The organism is Neptuniibacter sp. QD34_54, from assembly GCF_047778055.1.
Lineage (GTDB): Bacteria > Pseudomonadota > Gammaproteobacteria > Pseudomonadales > Balneatricaceae > Neptuniibacter.
In genome coordinates this window covers 1,440,731-1,462,867 of record NZ_CP180546.1, presented here as the reverse complement: position 1 = coordinate 1,462,867, position 22,137 = coordinate 1,440,731, and the positions used below count along the sequence as shown (strand labels likewise).

The 22,137-nt window shown below is 42.3% G+C and carries 22 protein-coding genes; 9 read left to right on the top strand and 13 right to left on the bottom strand.

Going from position 1 to position 22,137, the window contains the following annotated elements:
• The first annotated feature begins 400 nt into the window (after window positions 1-400).
• From ACMXYP_RS06685 to ACMXYP_RS06665, 5 genes are all read left to right on the top strand, one after another.
• Window positions 401-571, top strand: coding sequence for a hypothetical protein (locus ACMXYP_RS06685; protein WP_415884237.1), 171 nt, complete (start codon window positions 401-403; stop codon window positions 569-571).
• Between the two features lie 496 nt (window positions 572-1,067).
• A complete protein-coding gene (locus ACMXYP_RS06680; protein ID WP_415884236.1) occupies window positions 1,068-1,595 on the top strand; it encodes a hypothetical protein in 528 nt (175 codons plus the stop codon).
• A gap of 44 nt (window positions 1,596-1,639) precedes the next feature.
• Entirely contained in the window at window positions 1,640-2,074 is a 435-nt protein-coding gene (locus ACMXYP_RS06675) for a hypothetical protein (protein WP_415884235.1), read from the top strand.
• A gap of 444 nt (window positions 2,075-2,518) precedes the next feature.
• On the top strand, window positions 2,519-3,112 hold the full coding sequence (locus ACMXYP_RS06670) for an O-methyltransferase (RefSeq protein ID WP_415884234.1): 594 nt from the start codon (window positions 2,519-2,521) through the stop codon (window positions 3,110-3,112).
• A 266-nt stretch (window positions 3,113-3,378) separates the two neighbouring features.
• Entirely contained in the window at window positions 3,379-4,323 is a 945-nt protein-coding gene (locus ACMXYP_RS06665) for a GTP-binding protein (RefSeq protein WP_415884233.1), read from the top strand.
• A gap of 80 nt (window positions 4,324-4,403) precedes the next feature.
• Here ACMXYP_RS06665 and ACMXYP_RS06660 read toward each other — a convergent pair whose 3' ends face one another.
• A complete protein-coding gene (locus ACMXYP_RS06660; protein WP_415884232.1) occupies window positions 4,404-5,999 on the bottom strand; it encodes a methyl-accepting chemotaxis protein in 1,596 nt (531 codons plus the stop codon).
• 232 nt (window positions 6,000-6,231) lie between these two features.
• Window positions 6,232-9,105 (bottom strand): RNA polymerase-associated protein RapA, encoded by a 2,874-nt coding sequence (gene rapA, locus ACMXYP_RS06655; protein ID WP_415884231.1) that lies wholly within the window; start codon window positions 9,103-9,105, stop codon window positions 6,232-6,234.
• A gap of 148 nt (window positions 9,106-9,253) precedes the next feature.
• Between rapA and ACMXYP_RS06650 the strand changes: the two genes are divergently transcribed.
• A complete protein-coding gene (locus ACMXYP_RS06650; RefSeq protein ID WP_415884230.1) occupies window positions 9,254-9,745 on the top strand; it encodes an NlpC/P60 family protein in 492 nt (163 codons plus the stop codon).
• Between the two features lie 3 nt (window positions 9,746-9,748).
• Here ACMXYP_RS06650 and ACMXYP_RS06645 read toward each other — a convergent pair whose 3' ends face one another.
• Window positions 9,749-10,381, bottom strand: a complete 633-nt coding sequence (locus ACMXYP_RS06645; RefSeq protein ID WP_415884229.1) for a glycine-rich domain-containing protein — start codon at window positions 10,379-10,381, stop codon at window positions 9,749-9,751.
• A gap of 176 nt (window positions 10,382-10,557) precedes the next feature.
• Between ACMXYP_RS06645 and ACMXYP_RS06640 the strand changes: the two genes are divergently transcribed.
• The gene (locus ACMXYP_RS06640; protein ID WP_415884228.1) at window positions 10,558-10,782 is read left to right on the top strand and encodes a hypothetical protein; all 225 of its coding nucleotides are present in this window, start codon (window positions 10,558-10,560) and stop codon (window positions 10,780-10,782) included.
• Between the two features lie 11 nt (window positions 10,783-10,793).
• Here the strand turns inward: ACMXYP_RS06640 and lhgO are convergent, their stop codons facing one another.
• From lhgO to ACMXYP_RS06625, 3 genes are all read right to left on the bottom strand, one after another.
• Window positions 10,794-11,990 (bottom strand): L-2-hydroxyglutarate oxidase, encoded by a 1,197-nt coding sequence (lhgO, locus tag ACMXYP_RS06635; RefSeq protein WP_415884651.1) that lies wholly within the window; start codon window positions 11,988-11,990, stop codon window positions 10,794-10,796.
• Between the two features lie 59 nt (window positions 11,991-12,049).
• Complete coding sequence (locus tag ACMXYP_RS06630; protein ID WP_415884227.1) at window positions 12,050-14,188, bottom strand: TRAP transporter permease; 2,139 nt, start codon at window positions 14,186-14,188, stop codon at window positions 12,050-12,052.
• Window positions 14,189-14,394: 206 nt separating this feature from the next.
• Entirely contained in the window at window positions 14,395-15,423 is a 1,029-nt protein-coding gene (locus tag ACMXYP_RS06625; protein WP_415884226.1) for a TAXI family TRAP transporter solute-binding subunit, read from the bottom strand.
• A 510-nt stretch (window positions 15,424-15,933) separates the two neighbouring features.
• On the opposite strand from ACMXYP_RS06625, the gene ACMXYP_RS06620 reads away from it, so the two are divergent.
• Together ACMXYP_RS06620 and ACMXYP_RS06615 are read left to right on the top strand one after the other, a co-directional pair.
• On the top strand, window positions 15,934-16,581 hold the full coding sequence (locus tag ACMXYP_RS06620; RefSeq protein ID WP_415884225.1) for a hypothetical protein: 648 nt from the start codon (window positions 15,934-15,936) through the stop codon (window positions 16,579-16,581).
• 253 nt (window positions 16,582-16,834) lie between these two features.
• A complete protein-coding gene (locus tag ACMXYP_RS06615; protein WP_415884224.1) occupies window positions 16,835-17,767 on the top strand; it encodes a hypothetical protein in 933 nt (310 codons plus the stop codon).
• A gap of 64 nt (window positions 17,768-17,831) precedes the next feature.
• On the opposite strand, the gene ACMXYP_RS06610 is transcribed toward ACMXYP_RS06615, so the two are convergent.
• The 7 genes from ACMXYP_RS06610 to ACMXYP_RS06580 all read right to left on the bottom strand — a co-directional run bounded on the left by ACMXYP_RS06610 (window position 17,832) and on the right by ACMXYP_RS06580 (window position 21,858).
• On the bottom strand, window positions 17,832-18,218 hold the full coding sequence (locus tag ACMXYP_RS06610) for a hypothetical protein (RefSeq protein WP_415884222.1): 387 nt from the start codon (window positions 18,216-18,218) through the stop codon (window positions 17,832-17,834).
• Between the two features lie 159 nt (window positions 18,219-18,377).
• Window positions 18,378-18,926 (bottom strand): hypothetical protein, encoded by a 549-nt coding sequence (locus ACMXYP_RS06605; RefSeq protein WP_415884221.1) that lies wholly within the window; start codon window positions 18,924-18,926, stop codon window positions 18,378-18,380.
• 105 nt (window positions 18,927-19,031) lie between these two features.
• Window positions 19,032-19,367, bottom strand: coding sequence for a DUF4144 family protein (locus ACMXYP_RS06600; protein ID WP_415884220.1), 336 nt, complete (start codon window positions 19,365-19,367; stop codon window positions 19,032-19,034).
• A gap of 1 nt (window position 19,368) precedes the next feature.
• Entirely contained in the window at window positions 19,369-19,884 is a 516-nt protein-coding gene (locus ACMXYP_RS06595; protein WP_415884219.1) for an adenylate kinase, read from the bottom strand.
• Window positions 19,885-20,108: 224 nt separating this feature from the next.
• Window positions 20,109-20,354, bottom strand: coding sequence for a DUF6868 family protein (locus tag ACMXYP_RS06590; protein ID WP_415884218.1), 246 nt, complete (start codon window positions 20,352-20,354; stop codon window positions 20,109-20,111).
• 166 nt (window positions 20,355-20,520) lie between these two features.
• Entirely contained in the window at window positions 20,521-21,303 is a 783-nt protein-coding gene (locus ACMXYP_RS06585; protein WP_415884217.1) for a YwqG family protein, read from the bottom strand.
• 360 nt (window positions 21,304-21,663) lie between these two features.
• Window positions 21,664-21,858 (bottom strand): hypothetical protein, encoded by a 195-nt coding sequence (locus ACMXYP_RS06580; RefSeq protein WP_415884216.1) that lies wholly within the window; start codon window positions 21,856-21,858, stop codon window positions 21,664-21,666.
• Window positions 21,859-22,137: the final 279 nt, after the last annotated feature.

Sequence of the window (22,137 nt, the reverse complement as noted above, 5' to 3'; positions counted from 1 at the left end):
TTAAGGCACAAATCCAGCAAAAAAGAATTCAAGCAGGTGTATTGGATAACAGTTGTAATAAATATTGAAGCTTTCGGATGGCTACCAAGTGTTCATGGTCAGCAATTTTTAGAGACAATTATCGGCTAATAAGCGGTTCAAACAAGACACGTAATGCACAACTCTTAAATTCTAGATATGAGATAAGCATCAGTGATTCTTAAACAAGGTATTAAATTTTGAAGTTCGTAAAAACGTACATTGGCTGCTTAATCATAAGTTTCGGTATTTTGCTTGTGATTGGATCCGTTCTTATGTCTGCAGGTATTAAGCTACCTGACTCAGTGGCAGGCTACCTTCTCGAAACATGGCTTGTAATGGCATTAGTAATATATCCATTTGCTAAGAAAATTATTCGGGTATGAACGATGGTTTAAATCAGTTTGGGGCTACCGAATTACTTAAAAGGAAGCCGAAACTTTCTCTCTATCCCAAAGCATTTTCTGATGGTGGTTTGTCTGAGATTGAAGAGTCTCGCTTGCAAGAAACCAATTACTCAGTTGGGGCCAAACAAGTCGAATTATGTCTTTAATATTTCGAAGAACAAGCAGCTTTAGCAAATCATCATTAATGTCCTACTTTTTCAGCTAGACAAGTGGAGTCTTCAAGCATGGAGTGCTTTTCTATCGCCCCAATAATTGCAACCTGCCTCCTTGTAGGAGGGCTGGCAGTTTTTGGCTATTTTTATAGGCCTCCAAAGGAAGACCCCGACTATTTCTCCAATAGCTTTGAAGATATACACAATAAAATAAGCAAACTGAATGTTCAAAGCTGGCTTTATATAATTTGTTATCCCGCAATTGTTCTCATTTTAGTACCAATGGGGTGGCCGGTAAGAACATTTACGTTAGCGTTGTTAATTTCGTTATTAGTAAGTTGGGGGCAACGTGCAATCTGCCCTTAACAAGTTTGTTAGCAACCGCCTTAGGGTACAGGCTACATACTTGCCGCAGCTTGGCTGAGAACTTAAGGGGTCAAAGCCTATTGTCAGTTCTTGTACAAAACATAATGATAAAGGACTATTACAAATGTTTATAAATGCGATGGTAAATCTAAGGGGAATCTTACACGTACAGATATGGGAAAATAGGCTGAAAGTAACCAACCTTTTGAGCCACACTGTTTTCGATCAAGCTCCCAACATAGCCATAAAAACTAAAGCGAAAGGTGGTAAAGAGATTACTGCTTATGGCAATGAAGCTTTAGTGACCTTAGACAAAGACACTATTTCATATAATCCGTTTTCTCACCCTAGAATGCTGCTAGCTGATGTAATAGCTGCTCAGGAGCTTTTAAAGCTTGTTTTCAATAAAACAAAAAGCTCTGTTATTTTTTCTCCAATCGTAATTATCCAGCCCATGGAAAAACTAGAAGGAAATTTGACCTACTTAGAAAGGAAAGAATTTAAGTCCTTAGCTATAAACTCTGGCGCCAAAGAGGCTTTTATCTACGAAGCCGATAAAAAATTTAGTGATGAGGTAACTGCAGACCTGCTAAAACGCATCATTTTAAACCAAATTAGTCATGATGAACTCTTATTGTTCGAAAAACGTTGAGGTATTTTACTAAACTGCTGCATTCCAAAATTAGGACAAATCGCATGGAAGCCACTCAATCATACAGAAAACCTTCATTTGCTTTACCCGCACTTTTGTTTATTCCTACCGTATCGATCATTCTGGTAAGCGTTGCTATCGCTAAATCAGTTCTCGGCGTTTCCTCAGGCCCACTTCTCTCATTGCTTGGGAATATTCTCATTGTCAGTTTTGTAACGTGGCTCCTAACAAAAGGTGTATTCAAAGAAATTAGTAGGGAGTTATCTATAGAAGAAAAGATAAGATTTTTCCTGCTTACCGTTCCCTCCCTATCCTTATTTGAATTCGCAGTAATGTATTTCTTATTGGCCGACGCCAACATTTCAATGTTGGTATTCATAGGGGTAACAGCTACGTTTCTTAATTTCTGTGGTGTTTGGCTTGTGATAAGCGCAATGTTCCATAAGATCTTCAAGGACGTCTCAGGTGTGAATAACTGATTGACGCTGGCACAGCATCCACAAAAAATGTCATTTGTAGCTTGGTAAACTTTATGTATTTCTTTATCTTGTTTTTAATTATATGTAGCGCTTTCCTTATCCTAATCGCTCAATTAAAACCATACGGACGCAGGCCAACTACCGAACAGCGTCTTTCTGCAAAATTATGGTAGTACTTCAGGAGAACTGTAAGCTTTCTGTGTTCTGCTTTAATCGTTTTTTTTGCAATTACGGTTTTGTTTGATTTACCAAATAGTGATGATTTCTTACAGAAACTCTTAGGTGCATGCTTATTACTATTTTTAGCAGCAACCATATTTTTCTTTGGGATGTTTGGTAAAAAGGATAGATACTCTTCTCTAAAGGAAGATATTGAAGCCCATAAAACTCGTAAGGAATATTTTGATCGCTACTAATAACATCAGCTAAGTATGGATGCCTACAATGAGCCTTGAACAGCTTTTAAAAAATCTCGAACAACTTGGACTCGATAACGATGATGCCCAATCAGAGCGTTCCAAAAAGTATCTTAATATCACACGAGATACGGGTGAATTTTTAGCTGTTTTAATCAAGGCAACTGACGCCAAAACCGTACTTGAGGTCGGTACGTCTAATGGCTATTCCACACTATGGTTAACCTCTTCCCTGCCTGATGGCGGTCATGTATTTACTATTGAAAATAACAGCCGCAAGATCGATGAAGCCTCAGAAAACTTCCGTAAGGCTGAGCTAGATTCAAAGATTACGCAACTTGATGGTGACGTTGTAGATTTACTTTCCAAACTTTCTCCAAACATCGACTTTATTTTCCTCGATGCAGATAGAAGCCAATATCTAGCAATAGCAAAACAGCTTTTCGGCCTATTGAAGGAAGGTGGATTACTTGTTTGTGACAATGCCGTTTCTCATAAAGAGGAGCTAGAAGAATTTAATGCTTGGATCGCCGATCAATCAAATTTGAGCACTTCTTTAGTCCCTGTCGGGAAAGGAGAACTTCTTGTCTATAAAGACCGATCAACCAGATCGCTAAGCTAATTTATCCGGCCGTATGAAACTAACAAAAGACACAATTAGTGCTGCAGCGTTTTTCGGTGAGCTAATTTAGAGTCCATATATAAAACCTTCGGCCTGATTACCTCATACCTAAGATTATTCCGACCTGCTCTATTCTTGAAGAACGCCTTTTGACTCGCCATACGTAGGTAAGACAAAGCACAGCACCACTTACAAATAGATAAAATCAATTATACTAGCCATCAATAACTTGGGTTTGTACTTACAATTCTGATAAGGGGTAAAAGTTGTTGGAGGACAAAAAAATTATTTTTTTTGGCTCAGTCGGAGCAGGCAAAACAACTGCAATTAGGACTATAAGCGAAATAGATTGTGTCGATACCGACGCAAACACTTCAGATAGTACATCTAAAAGAAAAAAAACAACTACCGTAGCCATGGACTATGGCTATATTACGACTACAAATAATCAACGTATTCATTGCTATGGCGCACCAGGTCAAGAACGCTTCCAATTTATGTGGGAGATCATAACCACTAAATTGGCGCTTGATTGTTCTGGCCTGATTTTGTTTTTGGACAACACCCGAAATTATCCGCAACATGACCTAAAATTCTATACGCAGCATTTTCGTCACCTTACACTTCATAAACCCTTGATTGTGGCTGTAACAAAATCAGATGAAGTAGCAAATCCTACCCATGCCGAATACAAAGGTTGGTTGAACGAGCTCAATATAAACGCGCCTATCTATTTTATTGATGCTCGAGAAAAAGAAGACATTCTCTTTTTACTTGAAGAGTTGGTTCCCACACCAAGAGTGGCTCATACTGAGGTTAGTACAACCATAGCAATCGACGATGAGTTAAACCTAGAAGAAGTTATTCAGTACTCCGCCCCTAAAATTAATTTCTCTGATAAAGTATTAGGCAGGATTTCACTCCTAAAAGGAGTAAAAGGAATCGCCTTAATTTCCCCTGAAAACAAGTTAAATCACTCAACGTTAGAAACCCACTTTCTTGTAGAACTTTTACAATTTTTAACAAGTGACTCGTCCTCCTCAAATAAGTGTCATGATAACCATGGAACGGTGAGCGTTGACCTGAGAACTGAAAATAAGTACCACTATATAATTCACTATATAGACGGTTTCATTCTAGCGGTGCTTTGCTTTAAGGAAATAACTCAACTTTCCCTGAAGCAACAAATTGAAAATATATTGCAGTGGTGATCTGTATAATTGGGTTTTGAAATACAAAAATGCCACCCTTGAGGTGGCATTTTAAATTAATCGCTATAGGACCATTTAGATCATAGCTGGAACTTCATCACCAATTGATTAAGTTCGTGCGCTTCTCTTCGAATCTGATCAGTTGCCTCAACCACACGATCCGTATCACGCTTCGTTTGACCTGCAATATCAGAAATATTTACCACTCGATTATCAATATCCGATGCTACAGATGACTGCTGCTCAGCTGCAGTAGATATCATGGTGTTCATTGAAGAGATCGTATTTGCAGAGGAGATAATCTGCTCAAGTACCGCAGCTGCAGAGTTTGCAAGTTCGCTACTGCGATCGGCAAGATCAGTACTAACACCCATAGAAGACACTGCAGATTCTGCTTTGCTCTGTAGACGTTCTATAATCTGCTGGATCTCTTGCGTCGATTGCTGTGTGCGCTGCGCTAAGGTACGTACCTCATCAGCAACAACCGCAAATCCACGACCTTGATCACCAGCACGTGCCGCCTCGATCGCCGCATTCAATGCCAATAGATTTGTTTGTTCAGCAATGTCGTTGATCACAGAAGTTACGTTACCCACGGCAAGTGTTTCCGCTTCAAGCTCTTTAATCGCCGATGCTGTTTTATTCAGCATTGTTAGCATCTCTTGTGCTTGATTACCGGATTGACCAACAACATCACCACCACTCTTAGCATGAGTGTCAGTCTCTTGCGCGGCTTGCTCTGCTTCTACTGCATTGTTAGCAACTTCCTGTACAGTTGCACTCATTTCGGTCATAGCCGCCGCAACCAGTTCAATATCTTCGTACTGGCGACTAACACCATTGCTGGCATCTGAAGTGGCTTCAACAACATTTGTTACATGACGCTCAGTGTTGCGCGCAACCGTCTGAACCGTTTTCAACAGATCACCCACATGGTTTAACATGTTGTTGTAGGCATTAAACATCTGCCCTATTTCATTATCGGTATGGGTGATATCAAATCGATGCGAGAAGTTACCCTGACCCACTTCAGTCATACGAGCATTTAAGCGAGAGATGTTATTCATCAACATGCTCAAACCAAACACTCGACCAAACACAACCAGCAACAGGATGCCAACTACGCATACAAACGCAATCAACAGCTGATTCATACTGGTCTCGCTTGCTTGTTTAGTTAACATACCAACCGCTTTATTCATCTCTTTAAGAATAACTGGCGATTGCTTTGTTATTTCGGCAAGCGTGGTATCACTTGGTTGAGAGACATGATTATTGATCAGTGTTTTATAACTTCCCCACAACTGATCAACATGCTGCATCTGCTTAACAATCGCTGGATCTTTGATTGGATTCATACCCAACGCTGCATCACCCAACATAAGTTTTTTGTGGGATGACTCAAACAATTCCATGGTTTTACGAAGGGTGGTTTGTTGCTCAACATTTGCAGCAACTAATAGTGCTTCTTTTGCGATTTTCTGACTCAACATGCGCTGACGACCTGCCATATCAATGGTCTGAGGATTGATCGACATGCTGAAGTAAAGACTGATTCCTGAAGATGCGGCCAGTATAAATACTAGGGCATAAGACAGGGTAAATTGACTATTAAGAGTTTTAAAACCACAGGTTCTTAAAACTGTATCGATTACATTAGCTAGAGACCGGAACATGACCCCTCCTTGGCTAGTGGAGAAATAAACTTAAGAGAATACAGAAATAACTAAGCAAAGAGACATCAGACCGAACTCCCGCTCTAGTTTTGTGCTGCCATTGTATGCAATGGCATAAGTAATTTACTTGTTTAAGATCAAGTAATCGTTGGAAGGTATTATTATCGGCGTAAAAAGCCCCGAAACGTATGCTTCAGGGCTTAATTAAATAACAATAAATCGTGCTATATGTTTACTCGTGCGTCACCACTGCAATACGAATCGAATCCATCTTCAGTGAAGCGCCTTCAACAGCAGCCAACAGATCTTCTTCGCGGATTGTCAGCGCCTCTAGCTCTTCATCACGAATATTTGGATTCACTTTAGCCAAGGCTTTTAAGCGATCCAACTCTGTTTCCATCTGTTCAGTAATGGACGCTTTCGCTTGTGCAAGCAGATCCGCTTCTGTTTGCTCAACCTGAGCTTCAAGCTTAGTAACTAGCTCAGTAATCTCTTCACGGGTATGTTTTACCAAGTTGTACGCAACATTCTTACCTACACGTTTACCCAAAGTAGCGAAGTGCTGTTCGGTAATCACACCCGTTAGATCGTTGCCATTACTATCGATCACACGGCGAACGCACGCATCTGGAAGGTAACGCTGCAGTTGCAGAGAACGATCGGAAATAGAGTGGATGCGGAAAACGGCTTCAATCAGCAAACTACCCGCTTTCAGTGGTAGAAGCTTCATTGTACACAGGGTTGAGCTACCGTAGCTGCCTTCTAGCATCATCTCCATACCACCAGATACCATTGGGTGCTCCCAGCTTAGGAAATGCATATCTTCACGAGATAGTGCTTCGTTACGCTGGAAAGTAGCGGTCATACCGTCACTTGGTAAGCCTGGGAAATGGCTATTCAGCATATGATCGCCCGGATGAAGGATCACACCATTAATACCTGTGGTTTCTTGTTCAACACCAAAGTGATCAAAGATACGGCCCATAAAGGACGCTAACTTACCTGGCTGGCTGTCTTCTTCAACTGCATCTAACAGCTCTTCAGCCATATCAGCGTTGCAGGAGTTCAACTCTAGTAAACGATCACGACCTTCCTGCAATTCAGCTAACAACGCTGATTGAGTTTGAGCCGTTTCATCGATAAGCGAATCTACAGCAGTTTGATCGAGTGGGTTTTCCATGCACTCATGTAACTGCGCGGCATATTGCTGCAACAAAGACTGACCCGTTGGACAAACCTGCTCAAACGCACCTAATCCTTCTGCGTACCAACGTAGCAGCACCGATTGCGCGCTACCAGCGAAATAAGGCACATGAATATTTACATCTTGAAGCTGACCGATACGGTCAAGACGACCAATACGCTGCTCAAGAAGGTCAGGGTTCATTGGTAGATCAAACATCACCATGTGGTGTGCAAACTGGAAGTTACGACCTTCACTGCCGATCTCAGAGCAGATCAGTAGCTGAGCGCCCTGCTCAGAGTCGGCGAAGTAAGCCGCAGCGCGGTCACGCTCAACAAGACTCATGCCTTCGTGAAACAGTGCTGTACGCTTACCTTCAAATAGGCGTAGCTGTTTCTCTAGAGTAATAGCTGTTTGCGCGTGCGCACAAATCACTAGAACCTTTTCACCTTTGTAATCTTCCAACCATTTGATCAACCAGTCAGCACGGTTATCTTCTAATAGCCAAGCAGAACCTTCACCATTACCGATCAAAGATTCTGGGTGCAACTGACGCTCCATTGGTGCATCGGCAATCACTTCTTTATACGCGTCCGGTAACGGTAGTTCGTAGCTGTGAAGCTTACGCTCTGGGAAGCCTTGTACACTTTCACGTGTATTACGGAAAAGCACTCGGCCTGTGCCATGCTGATCTAAAAGAGTGCGTACGGTTTTCTCGATTAACTGTTCACGTTCTTCAGAATCATCATCTTTGTGAACTTCCAGATGATCTGCCATCTCATCGCCCAGATACTGGTGCAATAACGCAGTAAAGGCTTCATCCTTCAATGCTTCACCCCAACCTTCTGGGTTCTGTAGCGTTTCGATCAACTGGTTAACGCATTTGAAAGCCTGCTCTTCTTCAATGAACTTTTGCAGATCGTAATAACGGTCTGGATCCAGCAAGCGCAAACGAGCAAAGTGGCTCTCGATACCCAACTGTTCTGGCGTTGCAGTCAAAAGCAGTAGGCCTTTGACATGCTGTGCAAGGCTCTCAATGCAGGTATAAGCGTGGCTCGCGCCCTCTTCACTCCAACCGAGGTGATGAGCTTCGTCCACCACCATAAGATCCCAACCTGCTTCTACCGCTTGTTCAAGATGCTTTTCATGCTGAGTAAATAGTGACAATGGGCTTAACACCAATTGTGCTGTCTCAAAAGGATTACCTTCGCTTTCAGCGCAACGACCCTCATCCATAATAGAGAAATGCAGGTTAAAACGACGCAACATCTCCACCAGCCACTGGTGAATCAAGCTATCAGGTACAACCACCAGCACTCGACTCGCTAAACCAGAAACTAACTGTTGATGAAGAATCAAACCTGCTTCAATGGTTTTACCCAAACCTACTTCGTCAGCTAGCAATACGCGTGGTGCAGTACGCTTACCCACTTCAGAAGCGATATAGAACTGGTGTGGCAAATACTGAACACGAGGACCGATCAAACCGTAAGCGGCAGAGTTCTGGTGCTGATGTTGTAGCTTTAAAGTTTCTTGACGTAGTTCGTAGTGACGAAGCTTATCGATCTGGCCTGCAAACAAACGCTCGTAAGGTTTACTGAAATGAACCGCACTTTCTAATGATGCTTCATGAATAATCTGTTCGTTACCTTCGGCATCATCTCCAAAATAGATAACACAGCCTTTGCTTTCTTGATGCTCAGTAACAGTGATAGACAAACCATCATCGTCAGAAATCTGGTCGCCAATAGGGTAAACAATGCGGCTTAATGGAGCATTGCTTTGCGCGTAGGTACGCTCTTCACCAATTGCAGGGAAAAAAATCGTTACACTGCGATTAACCAATTCAGTGACTACACCTAAACCTAATTCAGCTTCTGTATAGCTGTACCAACGTTGGCCGACCTGAAAATCTTCTGTCATGAACTCTTCGCTTACTAAGGGCTGGAAAAATAGCTGGGCATAATAGGCAGTTACAGCCCGAAAGCCAAACGGTTTTAAGCTTTTGTAAATTTTAGTTGGCGTTATACTGTTCGCAACCCTGATCTATACGAAAAGAAGGTGAAATTTGATGAAATTTTATACTCCTATCGTTCTTATACTAACCGGTGTTGTTTTAAGCGGTTGCTCAAGTACGTTAAAACAATCGCCTGCTCCAACTGTATCTATGCAGGCACAATCACCTGTGAGCCAAGCTTTACTCAATCAATATAATAGTTGGGCAGGAACGCCCTATCGTCTTGGTGGAAACAATAGATCAGGCATTGATTGCTCTGCATTTACTCAAGTCACATTCCGAGATCAGTTTGGTGTAGATATTCCACGTACGACGCGCGATCAACTAGGCAGTGGTTCCAACATCGATAAAGGTCAGCTAAAGGCAGGAGATTTGGTTTTCTTCCAGACAGGTTATAAACAAAGGCATGTTGGAATCTATGTTCAAGAAGGGCATTTTTTACATGCCTCTACCAGTAAAGGGGTGATCATCAGTCGATTAGATAACCCCTATTGGCAGAAACACTACTGGACTGCGCGAAGACCTGCAGGCATTGATGTGCGGTAGCAGCTAACTGCCGCCGCAACCGCCTCCACAACCACCGGTGCAACTACCTCCGCTGCAACCACTACTAGTGCACCCTATATGGCTAGCACAATAACCTTGGTTTTCACGACCTTTGCAATTTAACTGGTAGGTAAAGCCATCCTCAATTTTTAGTTCAGCATCAATCGCAAACAAAAGAGGTAAACGTGTCGGTGCCTTAGGGTCAATCCTCTCGCGTAAACAAGAATATTTCCAAGCCCGTTTAATCCCTTCTTGCGCTTGGGTTGGTTTTGTCATCGCTTCCGCTGGGGTGTGATGTAGGAATCGTCCAAGCGCTTTAGAACAGAACAACTCATAATCACGGGTAAACAAAATAAACTCATGCCATACCACATCCACTGCCTGTGATGGCATAGCTATGGCTCTGTTTTTTGCTGCTAGATAGATTAGAAAGAATACTCTTAGCCCTTCTATTACCTTGTCACAATCAGTATCAGAAAGGTGTGGATAGTGCTTTCTTAGTTCTACGGTTAGACGCTCAGGGAAGACATAACTCTCGATAAGTTCTCGACGTTGCTTCTTTACCTTTCGTTGTCGCAATTGCCAATACAAGATCAAGAGAAAAACAGAGATAAACGATAATGCTATAAAGCTCATTTCACATCCTTGCTTATTCGTTTACAGAAAAACCATCGTTAACTGAAACACTATCACGATGGCTCATCAAATAGTCAAAAGACCATCAAATTAAGAATTTTTCTGATAACAAAACCTAGTTTTTGCGACTAGGCTGCAACGTAATTAAAACTATAAAAAAGATGGCAGGAAAAATAATGGAATATTGTAAGGAATGCACCGAAGTGATGATCGCTACGGACGGCAACCCAAGTAAAGAACAATTGCAAAAATTAGGGAAGCCTGAAGCCAAAGAGTGGTGCAAAATCTGTAAGGAGTTGATGATGGCTAACTATCAACTCCGTCAAGAGTGCGATAACCAAGCAAAGCACTTTGGTCAACGCCATCAGAAAAGTGAGGGCTTTACACGCTTTGACGTCTAAAGCCCCTCTGTTTACTTCTCTACTAACACACTCACCTGCTCAACAATATGCTGACCAATCGGGATAGCAGAGGTTGCAGCTGGAGATGGCGCGTTACATACCGCTAGTGCTCTACTCGTATTCATAAACAAGAAGTCATCGATCACATCCCCGTTTTTAGAAACCGCCTGAGCACGAATACCCGGTGGATACTCTTTCATATCATCTAGCGTTAGAGACGGGCAGTATTTCTGAACCAGCTTTAAATAGCCGGGTTTCGAGATTGAGTTTTTCAACTCAGTCATACTTGCCTTGAAATGCTTGAACAACAGTTTGATCATCCCCGGATAGGTCAGCATCTGGAAGCTATCTTTCAAACTGATATCGGTCTTTTTGTAACCTTCACGTTTGAACGCTAACACGGCGTTAGGGCCAACGGTTACCGTACCATCGATCATACGGGTCAGATGTACGCCCAAGAACGGCAGGTCAGGATCTGGGATCGGGTAGATTAGATGATTAACAATCTGATTGTGTTGCTCATCTAACAGATAATATTCACCACGGAATGGAATGATACGGAAGTCAGGTTCTAACCCCATCATCTCAACAATACGATCAGACTGGAGCCCCGAACAGCTCACTAAAAAGCGTCCTTGGAAACGCTCATTTTCAGCAAAAACAGTCACGCGATCGGCGAACTCTTCAATACCTGTAACGCGAGTATTAAAGCGAACTTCACCACCTGCCTGCTCAACCAGTTCACCCATCTTACTGGAGATCTGTGTGTAACAGACAATACCTGTAGAAGGCACAAAGATGGCACCTACACCAGTGATATTAGGTTCACGCTCACCTAGTTGCGCTTGATCCAGCACTTCTATTTCGATGCCATTTTCAGCACAACGGCCAACAAGGGCCTGCATTCGCTCAAGTTCTTTCTGGTTGGTCGCAACTAAAAGCTTGCCGCACTCATCAAACGGAATATCGTGTTCACGACAAAACGCTTTAGTAGCTACGTTACCCTCTTTACAGAAACGTGCTTTCAAGCTGCCCGGCTTGTAATAAACGCCGGCATGTATAACACCCGAGTTATGACCCGTTTGATGCTGAGCCGCACTGGACTCTTTTTCTATAACCAAGACCGATTTGCCTGGATACTTTTTCTGTAATTGCCACGCAGTCGACATCCCTAGAATGCCGCCACCAATGACAATGAAATCATATATTTTTTTATCTGAAGTCAGGCTCACACCTAATATCCTTAAGTCAGTACTCGAAGGCAGTGCTATGCAGCACTACCTTCTGAATCCGCAAAACGACGGCTATACATAAAGATCACAGCGAACAGTGCCGCAGAAACCAAATTGATCAGCACTTCACCGTGTGGCCAAAGCAGAGCAACTGCCAGAGCGCCACAGATTATACGCAGAACAATATTCAACTTCCCTTCTAAATAGCCTTCCATAAAGCCAACAAAGGCATACAAACCAAAGACAGCAAAGATAAAGATGCTAAACACCTCCATCGCTGTACCACCAATAAAGTTGGTATAAGCAAATAGAAGCGGCACGATATACAAACCTTTCGCGACCTTCCAAGCAGTGAAGCCTGTTGCCATAGGTGGTGTTTTTGCAATTGCAGCTGCAGCAAACGCGGTTAAGCAAACCGGTGGCGTAACGTTAGAGTCTTGCGACAACCAGAAGATAATCATGTGTGCAGACAGTAGAATCATCGCCAACACTTCCGGCGCCATCGCCTGCTCTAGAAGCTGCCCTTTAAAGTCCGCTGGTACTAGATCAAGTAGCGCTCTGGCATCAGCTTCCGCCATAGGTGCAGATAACAAAGCAACCTTCTCCATATCCACCAGCATAAAGATGGTTTTAGCTGCTTCTGGTAACGTGCCCTCAACAATCATATCCAACAGTCGACTTTCAGCCATCAAACCGTAAAGCGCTGGCGCAGAAAGCGTTGCCAATACGATATAAGCCGCCGTAACCGGTAAGCCCATACCTAAGATTAGCGATGCTAAAGCAACCAATACCAAGGTGATAAACAAGCTACCGCTCGCCCAGTCAGTCACCATCAGTGAGAAGGTATTACCGATACCTGTCATCGCAACCACATTCACAACCAAGCCTACTGAGATCAGTAACATTGCAGTGGTTGCCATGTTTTTAGAGCCTTGCGCTAAAGCATCCAAAATGGCTTTCGGTCCCATTGGGTTCTTGGATAACCAAGATGAAACAATCACCGAGATAATCGACAAGCCCGCAGCATAGGTCGGGGTGAAGCCATAGATAAGTAGTGCGACTAGAACAACCAAAGGAAGCAGGAAGTGCCAGCCCTCTTTAAATACTTCACCAATCGGGCGTGTATCCAACTCAACCGCATGCGCATGGCTACGTTTCGCTTCAACACGAACAAAGAAGCCAACAGAAAGGAAGTACAACAACGCAGGCAGAGCAGCAATGGCAATGATATCCAGATAAGAGATCTGAGTATAAGACGCCATGATAAACGCACCCGCACCCATAACCGGAGGCATTAGCTGTCCACCTGTGGACGCTGCGGCCTCAACCCCGGCAGAGAATCTTGCAGGGAAACCCGCCTTTCTCATTAACGGGATAGTAATTACACCCGTAGATACAGTATTTGCTACAGAAGAACCTGATACTGAACCCATTAGGCCAGAACCTAATACCGCTACGAAACCCGGGCCACCAACAAATCGGCCAGCCGCACAGCGGGATAGATCAATAATAAAATCACCTGCACCAGACTTAACTAGGAAAGCGCCGAACAGGATAAACATAAACACATAGGTCCAGGAGATACGCGCGATCTGACCGAACATACCTTCTGAAGAGAAATAAGATCGATATAGTAGCGTCTCAAGACTCAATCCGGCAAAACCGAAAATGCCATCGATATACTTACCCCACCAAAATACATAAGTCAGCGCAGCAAGAATTAAACAAGGGATAAACCACCCAGTTGTTCTACGCGCCATTTCTAATGCAATAAAGATTGCGCACACAGAGAAGACCCAATCCCATTGGGCAAACTTCACACCTCGGTCATACAGCGCATCTTCAAAACCGATAAGGTAAAGCGCACAGACAATAGCGGCGATGCCTAACAGTACATCCAACACTAAACCAAGCTTTTGCTTAGCCTCGCTACCACCTTTGAACATAGGCACCATCAAACCACACATCAGCGCAAAACCGCCAAAGTGGATGGCAGAGACATAAAGCTCTGACCAAGTACCCAGAGTATTGAAGTAGATATGAGCTATGGCGAACATTACGCCAATCCAATAAACCGCTCGCCCTGTTAGCGACTGTTCTGGACGCTTTGCTAACTCTAGCCCTTTTAATTTTTCACTGACTTCCTGGTCGGTAACAGAAGTTTCTGTAGCCATGCTTTCTGATCGCTCACACTGATATTACAGCCAGCCGATCCCCTTCCGAGTTCGGATGACCATGATCGTAATATAGGAATTAGGGTGGTGCAGATCTCAGTCTCGCTGGTAACTGAGTCTGCACCGGGTCGAACCTAAAAGCTGGGAACTAAACTAAATGACCACATAGTCAACGTTTAGTTCCTCTGAAGAGTCGTCTCTCCAGCTTATTTAGCTGTTAGGTGCTCAGGTATGTTGATACCTTTTTCTTTGTAGTAACGCGCTGCACCTGGGTGTAGTGGTACAGGAAGACCTGCGATCGCTTTTTCTAGTGCCATCGCTTTAGTCGCTTTATGAATACCGTTTAGGAACGGTAGGTTTTCATAAACAGTTTTAGTTAGTAGGTATACATCTTCCTCGGATACATCATCACGTACCGCTAGGAAGTTTGGCTGTGCCATTGTATTGATTGCTTTAGTTTGACCTGGATAAGTATTCGCTGGAATCTGATAACGAGTCCAAAGCTGGTAACCACCGTTAGCTTCTTTGATCTGCTCATCAGTAAAGTTAAGAACAGTAATGTCGCTACCTAGTGCAGCATAAGCACGTGTAATCGCAGACGTTGGAACACCTGATGGGATGTTCATACCTTCGATAGTACCGTTCTGAAGAGCATCAGCAGAAGCACCGTAACCCATGTGCGCTAGATTAAAGCCATCAACATTAACATCTAAATTGCCAAGGATCGTACGGCCAGAACCTTCTGTACCTGAGTTCTTTTTACCAATTGAGAATTTTTTACCTTCAAAAGCAGTAATGTCAGAAATTGTGCCTGTTTTAGCTAGGTCACTTTTAACTACAAACTGCTCAACGTTCTGCCATAGCATAGTTACAGAACGAAGATTTTTATTTGCGCCAGTCTCTTTTAAACGCCCTTCACCATTCCAAGCCCACGCGCCGTATAGACCTTGTAGGATCGCAAACTGAGCTTCGTTTTCGCCCAACAGTTTAACGTTCTCACCCGAACCTGCTGAGTTGATCGCGGACATAGAAATCTTATGTTTTGGCTCTAACTTAACTTTAGTTAGTGTCGCCAACGCTACACCTACAGGGTAATAAGTACCGCCAGTAGATGCTGTAGCCAAAATGTAAGAGCGCTTATCATCAGCCTGTGCCAGACCTGCAGCGCCCATAGCTGTACTCATTGCTAGGGCTACGCCCATACCTTTAATAAAAGTGCGTTTTGTTATTGTCATCCTCTTACCCTTCTCCAGTTTGAGGTTTTTTTATAAAGTTTTGAGTTACACCCCTTCTGTATAGCAATGGGTATGCCATAAAACAAAAATTAAAATTAACCATTTAAAAACAGATAGTTATAAGAAACCCACAAAACCCCTTTACCTCGATAGGCAAAATATTGCTTATCTAAAATCAAGTAATAAGCAAAATTACGCTCAAAAATTCGATTTAATCAGCAGTTCTCGATGAGAATTCAGAGATCAGTGGGCGAACCTGTTGATATAAAGAATGATTAAGCGTCATAAAGTATTTTTCGATCTCCAAACAAGACTAAAGGCTAACAAGGATCCACTAGCTGAATTCTGCATCCGTAAAAGTAGGCAAAAAATTGCTTATCTAACGAAGCAAACGAATTTAAAGGCATAATCAATGGAGAAAAAGATCATATTTCCCATAGAGATAACGGAACTAATCAGAGAGAATAACCTCTTTAATAAACTACCTAACTGGACGCTAAGGCATTACTGATGACCCTGACTACAGGCAGCATCGGCCAACACCAAACATCGGTTGGCACCACCCAAAATACCGCTGAAACGGCTTCGACAAATACATCGGCAACCGAAAAAGAAAGTAACACGGCCTCAACGCAGCCAAGTAACCTTTCAAATCGCGCGCAGAAAATTCAAAAACTGAATGAAGAGTTTTTCAGCGGCGGCCCAAGAAGCGTCAAAATCACACCTGCATTTATCCAACGCTTGAATGAATATGGTTTTCTAAACGACAGTGAAGCCTCACGCTATCTGACCGACCAACAAAGTTTAGGAACGGCGCAGGACGACACTGTCGGCCAGTTAAGTGACTTTATTGATGATTTCAGCAGTAAACTGCGTGAAGAATCTAGCGAGAACAGCTTGGTAACTACTCTGGAAAAAGCGAAGAAAGTCTTAGACAACCTTGGTAATACCAACAGTAATTCCGCACTGGATATTAAAACGACCTCTGCAGAACTAACGCAATATCTCAATTCTGATGACGCTAAAACACTCAGCGCAGAAGACAAAGATCATCTATCACAGCTTCAAATGGTCTTGGGCATCGCTGATAAGCTTCAACCAGACAACCTATCTCGATCAAAACTAAACGATTACGTCAGAATTCTTAATGGGTTTTAAGTCAGTAATTGTTTATCTGACTATAAGCAGAGAAACCAAGAGTAGTGATAGCTGTTTTTTTCTTTGCTTCAAACCACCCCTTTTCGAATCTCAGTTCCTTCTTTTGGTTAATTTTTTCTAATTGAAATCTCTTATACCATCACCATCATTGTAACAAAACTGTAATAATTACTTTTTTCTAATAGAATATTTCAAACAATTTTGTCAAAATACGCTTATTGGTATTACAAATAGCAAATATTGAGGCGCTCTATTGCTTTATAAGTTTTTGTCTAACTTTTCTACCTCAACGCTAAGGAAAGCAGAGCAAGAACAGTCGAATATATTTTTAATTTTTCTACTCCTTGTAATTGGTTTGGGACTGCCCGCCCATGCTAATCAGGTTAGCCAGATTAAAACAATCGCACCTCAATCTTCATACGATGTCAGTCATCATTACTTTACGACCCTTTTACAGAATATTCTGGAAAGCACTGCTGCCGAATATGGTCCAAGTCAGGTTGTATACTCTTCTCAGATGGAACAAGGACGTGCCCTTTATGAGCTAACGAAAGGTTCGAAGTTAGATGTGTATTGGGCAGGCACGTCTATCTCACGTGAACGAACACTAATACCGATTCGTATCCCTTTGCTTAAAGGCCTATTAGGTTTTAGAGCCAGTATTATTCGCGCTGAGGATGAAGAAAAATTCAAAGCAATTACCAGCCTTGAACAGCTACAGGAACTAACGGCTTGCCAGGGTGCTCATTGGCCTGATTCAGACATTTTAGAAAATGCAGGTATGGCTGTACGTCGAAATCCTGTCTATGAAAACATGTTTACAGAACTCGCTGAAGGCCGTTGCGACTTTTTTCCACGCGGCATTCACGAAGGCGGTAGTGAAGTTGCCGCTAGATTGGCAATCTATCCAAACTTAAAATTGTTCACGGATTTTGTTATCTATTATCCCTTCCCTATGTACTTCTTTGTGAGTTCAAAAAACCCAGAACTCGCAGAACGTATCAGCAAAGGTTTAGAAACAAACATAGATTCAGGTTCGTTAGACAAACATCTACAAAGCCACCCAGTAACGTCACGTTTATTTCCTATGGAGCAATGGAAAGATAAACAAATCTTCGTTTTGGATAATCCGCTGTTACCCCGCAATACACCAACAGAAAATAATAGATATTGGATAACACCATAGTGTATTAGGCAGTTAGGACCATCAAATCTTATTCCCCCTACTGCCTAACTCTCTCTATCTTTACTTATTGCTTATCAGAACCTCTAACAAATATCTGCTTAGATCCACTCTCATCCCAGTAAAAAGCATAACCTTTAGCAAAATTCCATTCGCCAATAAGCTTCACCTCTGCCCCCTCTTTTGTCCATTTCAGATCGGCTAGCTGAAGCATTGGCAAAGGGATCTCCCCTAAATCATTATTATGCTCATCTACGATCTTTATAAATCCGGGTTTATCTGAGGACGATCCGGGCATCATCGGCGTAAAAGATCTATAAGTGCTATAACTTACAATCGCGGTATATCGACCAGAAGGATCTTGCTCAGTGTAATAGACGGTTCTTGATGAGAAGAATAAAAAGGTCGACACCGCTGCTATCACGATTAGCAATAAGGCAATTTTTGATTTCATGATTAGTAAATCCGTTTCCTCTTATCCATAGCCTTAATACTGAAAACCTCGACGACCAATCGTCTCACACCATTACAAAAAACGGGCGACTGCTCAACACAGACCGCCCGTTCTTTTGAACTAGATAGATATTAACTAGCTCGTAAAATAGATGCTTATCTATTTCGCCGCAAACTCAGCTCTGTTAGGAACCGCAGCGAAATCGATCAGCTCTTTTTCCATATTAAAGCCATTGGCTTCAAACCAATCTATTAGCTCTTTCTCACGATTTTCATTATAAAATCTGTGAGAGTACATCAGTACTACACTGTGACCATCCACAAGGCTAGCACGGGCCATCACCCCTTCAGCTACCTCTTCACCAGACATCACACCAACAACAACGAACTTGGTTGAAGCGCCATCTTTAGCCGCTATTTTAATCGCTTTTACCAAACGGCCGTTCTGCGAGTAGCCATCACGTAAATCGTTAGCTAACTCTTCAAGATCATCTTCACTACGTGTGCTAGATGAGAAAATCACAGAAACCTTTTCGTTCCAGTTCTCTTTATCTTGTTCAGAATTATTGAAGTAAGAATGTGTGAACTCTTCGCTACTGTTATAAGTGTAAGATTTGCCATTTAGCTGAATTGGCTCAACCGCAAAAACTGAGGTACTCAGCATCATCGCTGCACAAAGAGAGACTACACCTGTGATTTTTTTGATCATATTCTTTCCTAACCGTTTTTTATAATTTTTGGTTTGCTACTTACTTTTCGTCTCAAATAAGCAACAAACAGAATAATTCTACCCTGACCTGATTATTGCCAGATGTCAGCGTTCTTCAAACTGGCCGACAGTAGTAATTCCTTCGGCAATTGAGCCAATAGAAAACTTAGATACGCAGCACTCACCGATTGAAGAGAAATGCGCTCTGATCAAATCCACCATTTCTTCAAGTTCAAAACACGCTTCGACGGGCCTTAGTATGACAAGGCGATCTTCTCTCTCCTCTAGAGAAAATAAGACGCCATCCGAATCGATTAAACGGTCATCAGCATCATAAACAACGGCATGAAGATCCTGATCAGTTTCCCACACAGATCCACTGGCGATATAAATCAGTTCATTATCTCCCTGATACTTAATAATGGCTGGCCACTTAATCATGTTACCTCGCATGTACCTCTATAAATGCCTTTAGCTCTGAAAGGCTACGGATCACAAAAACAGACTTATCCTTATCCATATCTTCAACCTCCGCCATAAATTCATCGTTCCAGAACGAAGGCGACAAGCGCAACATTTTATAACTCAGCATACTTCCTCTCAGCACAGAACTACCTTCCGGCCAACCTTCGGGCTTGATAAATAGCCCTTTAAGCAATCGCTTCGTAACAAACCAATAACTCGTGGGATAAGGAAGATCGATATAAACCAAGGTATCGGCCGCATCCAAGCGCTGCTTAAAAGCCCCCAAAGGGCCTAAGCCATCGATGATCCAACTATCAGAGGCCAATATATCTTCATGGGCTTTATCAAAGGTTTTACGTGCAACAGGCTCGCCACTTTTCTGATAGAAAAGTGAGTCGAGTTGATGAAGTGGCAAACCGGTTACCTTTGCCAGGGTTTTGCTCAAGGTAGATTTTCCACTACCAGGCTTACCAAACACTGCGACTTTCCTCATGGGTACTCCCTATTCAAACATCCCCAGAGGTAGAAACAATAAACCCACCGTCTAGGGTGGGTTTAATAAATTCAGCGCATCAAGCGTCCCACCATTCCTAAGGAATGATGATAATTCGTGCTACGTATTGATCTTGTTTGATACTCATACAGCTATCGTCATGGATTAGGGCAATATTGTCAATTTATCGCTTACTGTTTTAGTTCAAAGATGAGCGTCTTGCTTTAATAGCCCATCAGCTTTAAAGAAAGGTAAGGAATAATAAACAGGCACAACGACAGCAATTTAAAATTAGCTAAGTATTTAAAGTACAAAACAGGCAACTGATCCTCACCAACACCCAGCAGTTTTGAATGCAAAGGAATCACCCACGAGCGCATTAACATCAAAGTCAGCGTAGTAAAAAGGAGAGCAGCAATACTTAAAACTGAACCCCAGCCAAAAAACGCCGTAATCTGATCAACACTCATATCGAACCCTCCCTATTTCAAATAGCTTCTCTTTCCAAAAGCCTCAGCTCTAGAAATAGTTTAGACCGATTCAGGAACTGAGTAGTTAATCATAAAGGGCTTTGACCCCTTTAGTTCCTTAGCTTTTCACTCAACTATTAGGCTCCCATGCCACTTAAAGGGCTCACTATGAACAATCCCAGTTATACCAAACTTTAGAAAAGTCATTTTGCTTTAGAGCCTCTTCTTCAATAAAGAAGTTACCGACTCCCATATCACCCCACATAATTTCGTGATCACCTACGGATTCCGAATCCATTTGAAACAACAACACCCATCGACCATCTGTCCCAAGCTTGCGCGGGTCTTCTTGGGTAAAACAAGCATATCCTCCAACCTTGCTCCCCTCGGAAGAAAAATTGTCATAAATATACTCGCCAAGATCCTCTTCATAATCGAACGGATCACATGCGTATTTTTCAAATCGGAAATCAGTAGGCGAAGGGATTTCGCTTTCAACTCGGCCTTCTACACGAAACTCTCGAGTGAGAGGAAGGTAACTATCCTTATGAGGTGTTGGCAGATCGCTCTCCAGTAATTCAGTATTCATCTCAATAACTGAATGATAAACGACTCTGTACCCACTTGGAGAATTAATGACTTCCTCGATTGGATTATCAAAGTCCATACCATACAGGTCATCATCTTCAATAAAGAACTGAAGAAGACCACTTACGGGATAACCGTCAATATTTGGTAGCTCAGCAAAATTTAGTTGAGCAAGTAATACCAACTTTTCGCCAGCCTTAGATTTGGGATAATCCATGCACTTAGGCCAATAGGCTTTGCCACCAAATTTACTACTCCATACATGCTTTGCGTGTTCAGCTATGGGGCTTAGTTTTACGGTAGGTAGTGCGTATTGCTGTAAAGAAGCCCGTATTGCTTGAGCTTGAGTTTCAATATCCATTTGTTACTCCTAAATACATTTATTAAGGCAGAAGGGCTCTGAATTAAAGGGCTTTGCCCCTTTAATGAAAAGAATTTGAACTTGCTCCTAGTTCCGTATCACTCATAGGCTATATAACGCACTAGATATACGCTTTCCAAGCTTACCGCTTCACTCGTGGGACATCACGAGATCAAGATAAGTGACTTCATCGTCGGCTATTTCGCCATCTGAATCTGATATTTCCTTAGCTATGACTTGAGCTTTTTCCGCTACACCGAGCTTGGATAGCTCCTTCATCAAATTAGAAAGGTACGATAACTTTTCTTCTTCCGAGCATCTGATGATTTGATTTATTTTTGAAACACAAGATCTTTGAAACTATTCAATACTTATAGTTGAGCTCCATTCTATAGTGCCCATAAGTTCATCAACATATCTTTGCTCTTCCAGTGAAACCCGATTATCTATCTTGTAGAAGAACGTCGCTAACTCAATCAGTTTTTCATTAGCTTCTTGGTCACTTTCATTAAGTAAAGATCCCACTTTATTCTTAAAAACATCAAGTATATTCACTAACAACTACTCCGATCAGCTATCACTTTCACATTACATGGAAGGCAAGTAAGTACCCTGCCCCATTTGGCCAAATACAGATGTAAGAAATTGAAAAGGAAGGAATTATTTAGAAATGAAAATACTCTTCCGTGGCAACGCGCACATATGCTTATCTCTATTGATACAGCAGCCTAGGTACAAAATGATCGATGTACCTACAAACGCTCGACTTCCATCTGTCTGATTTAGTTAACTTTTTAACCTAGCTTAGGAGGCAATACAAGTAAATCGTTTTAG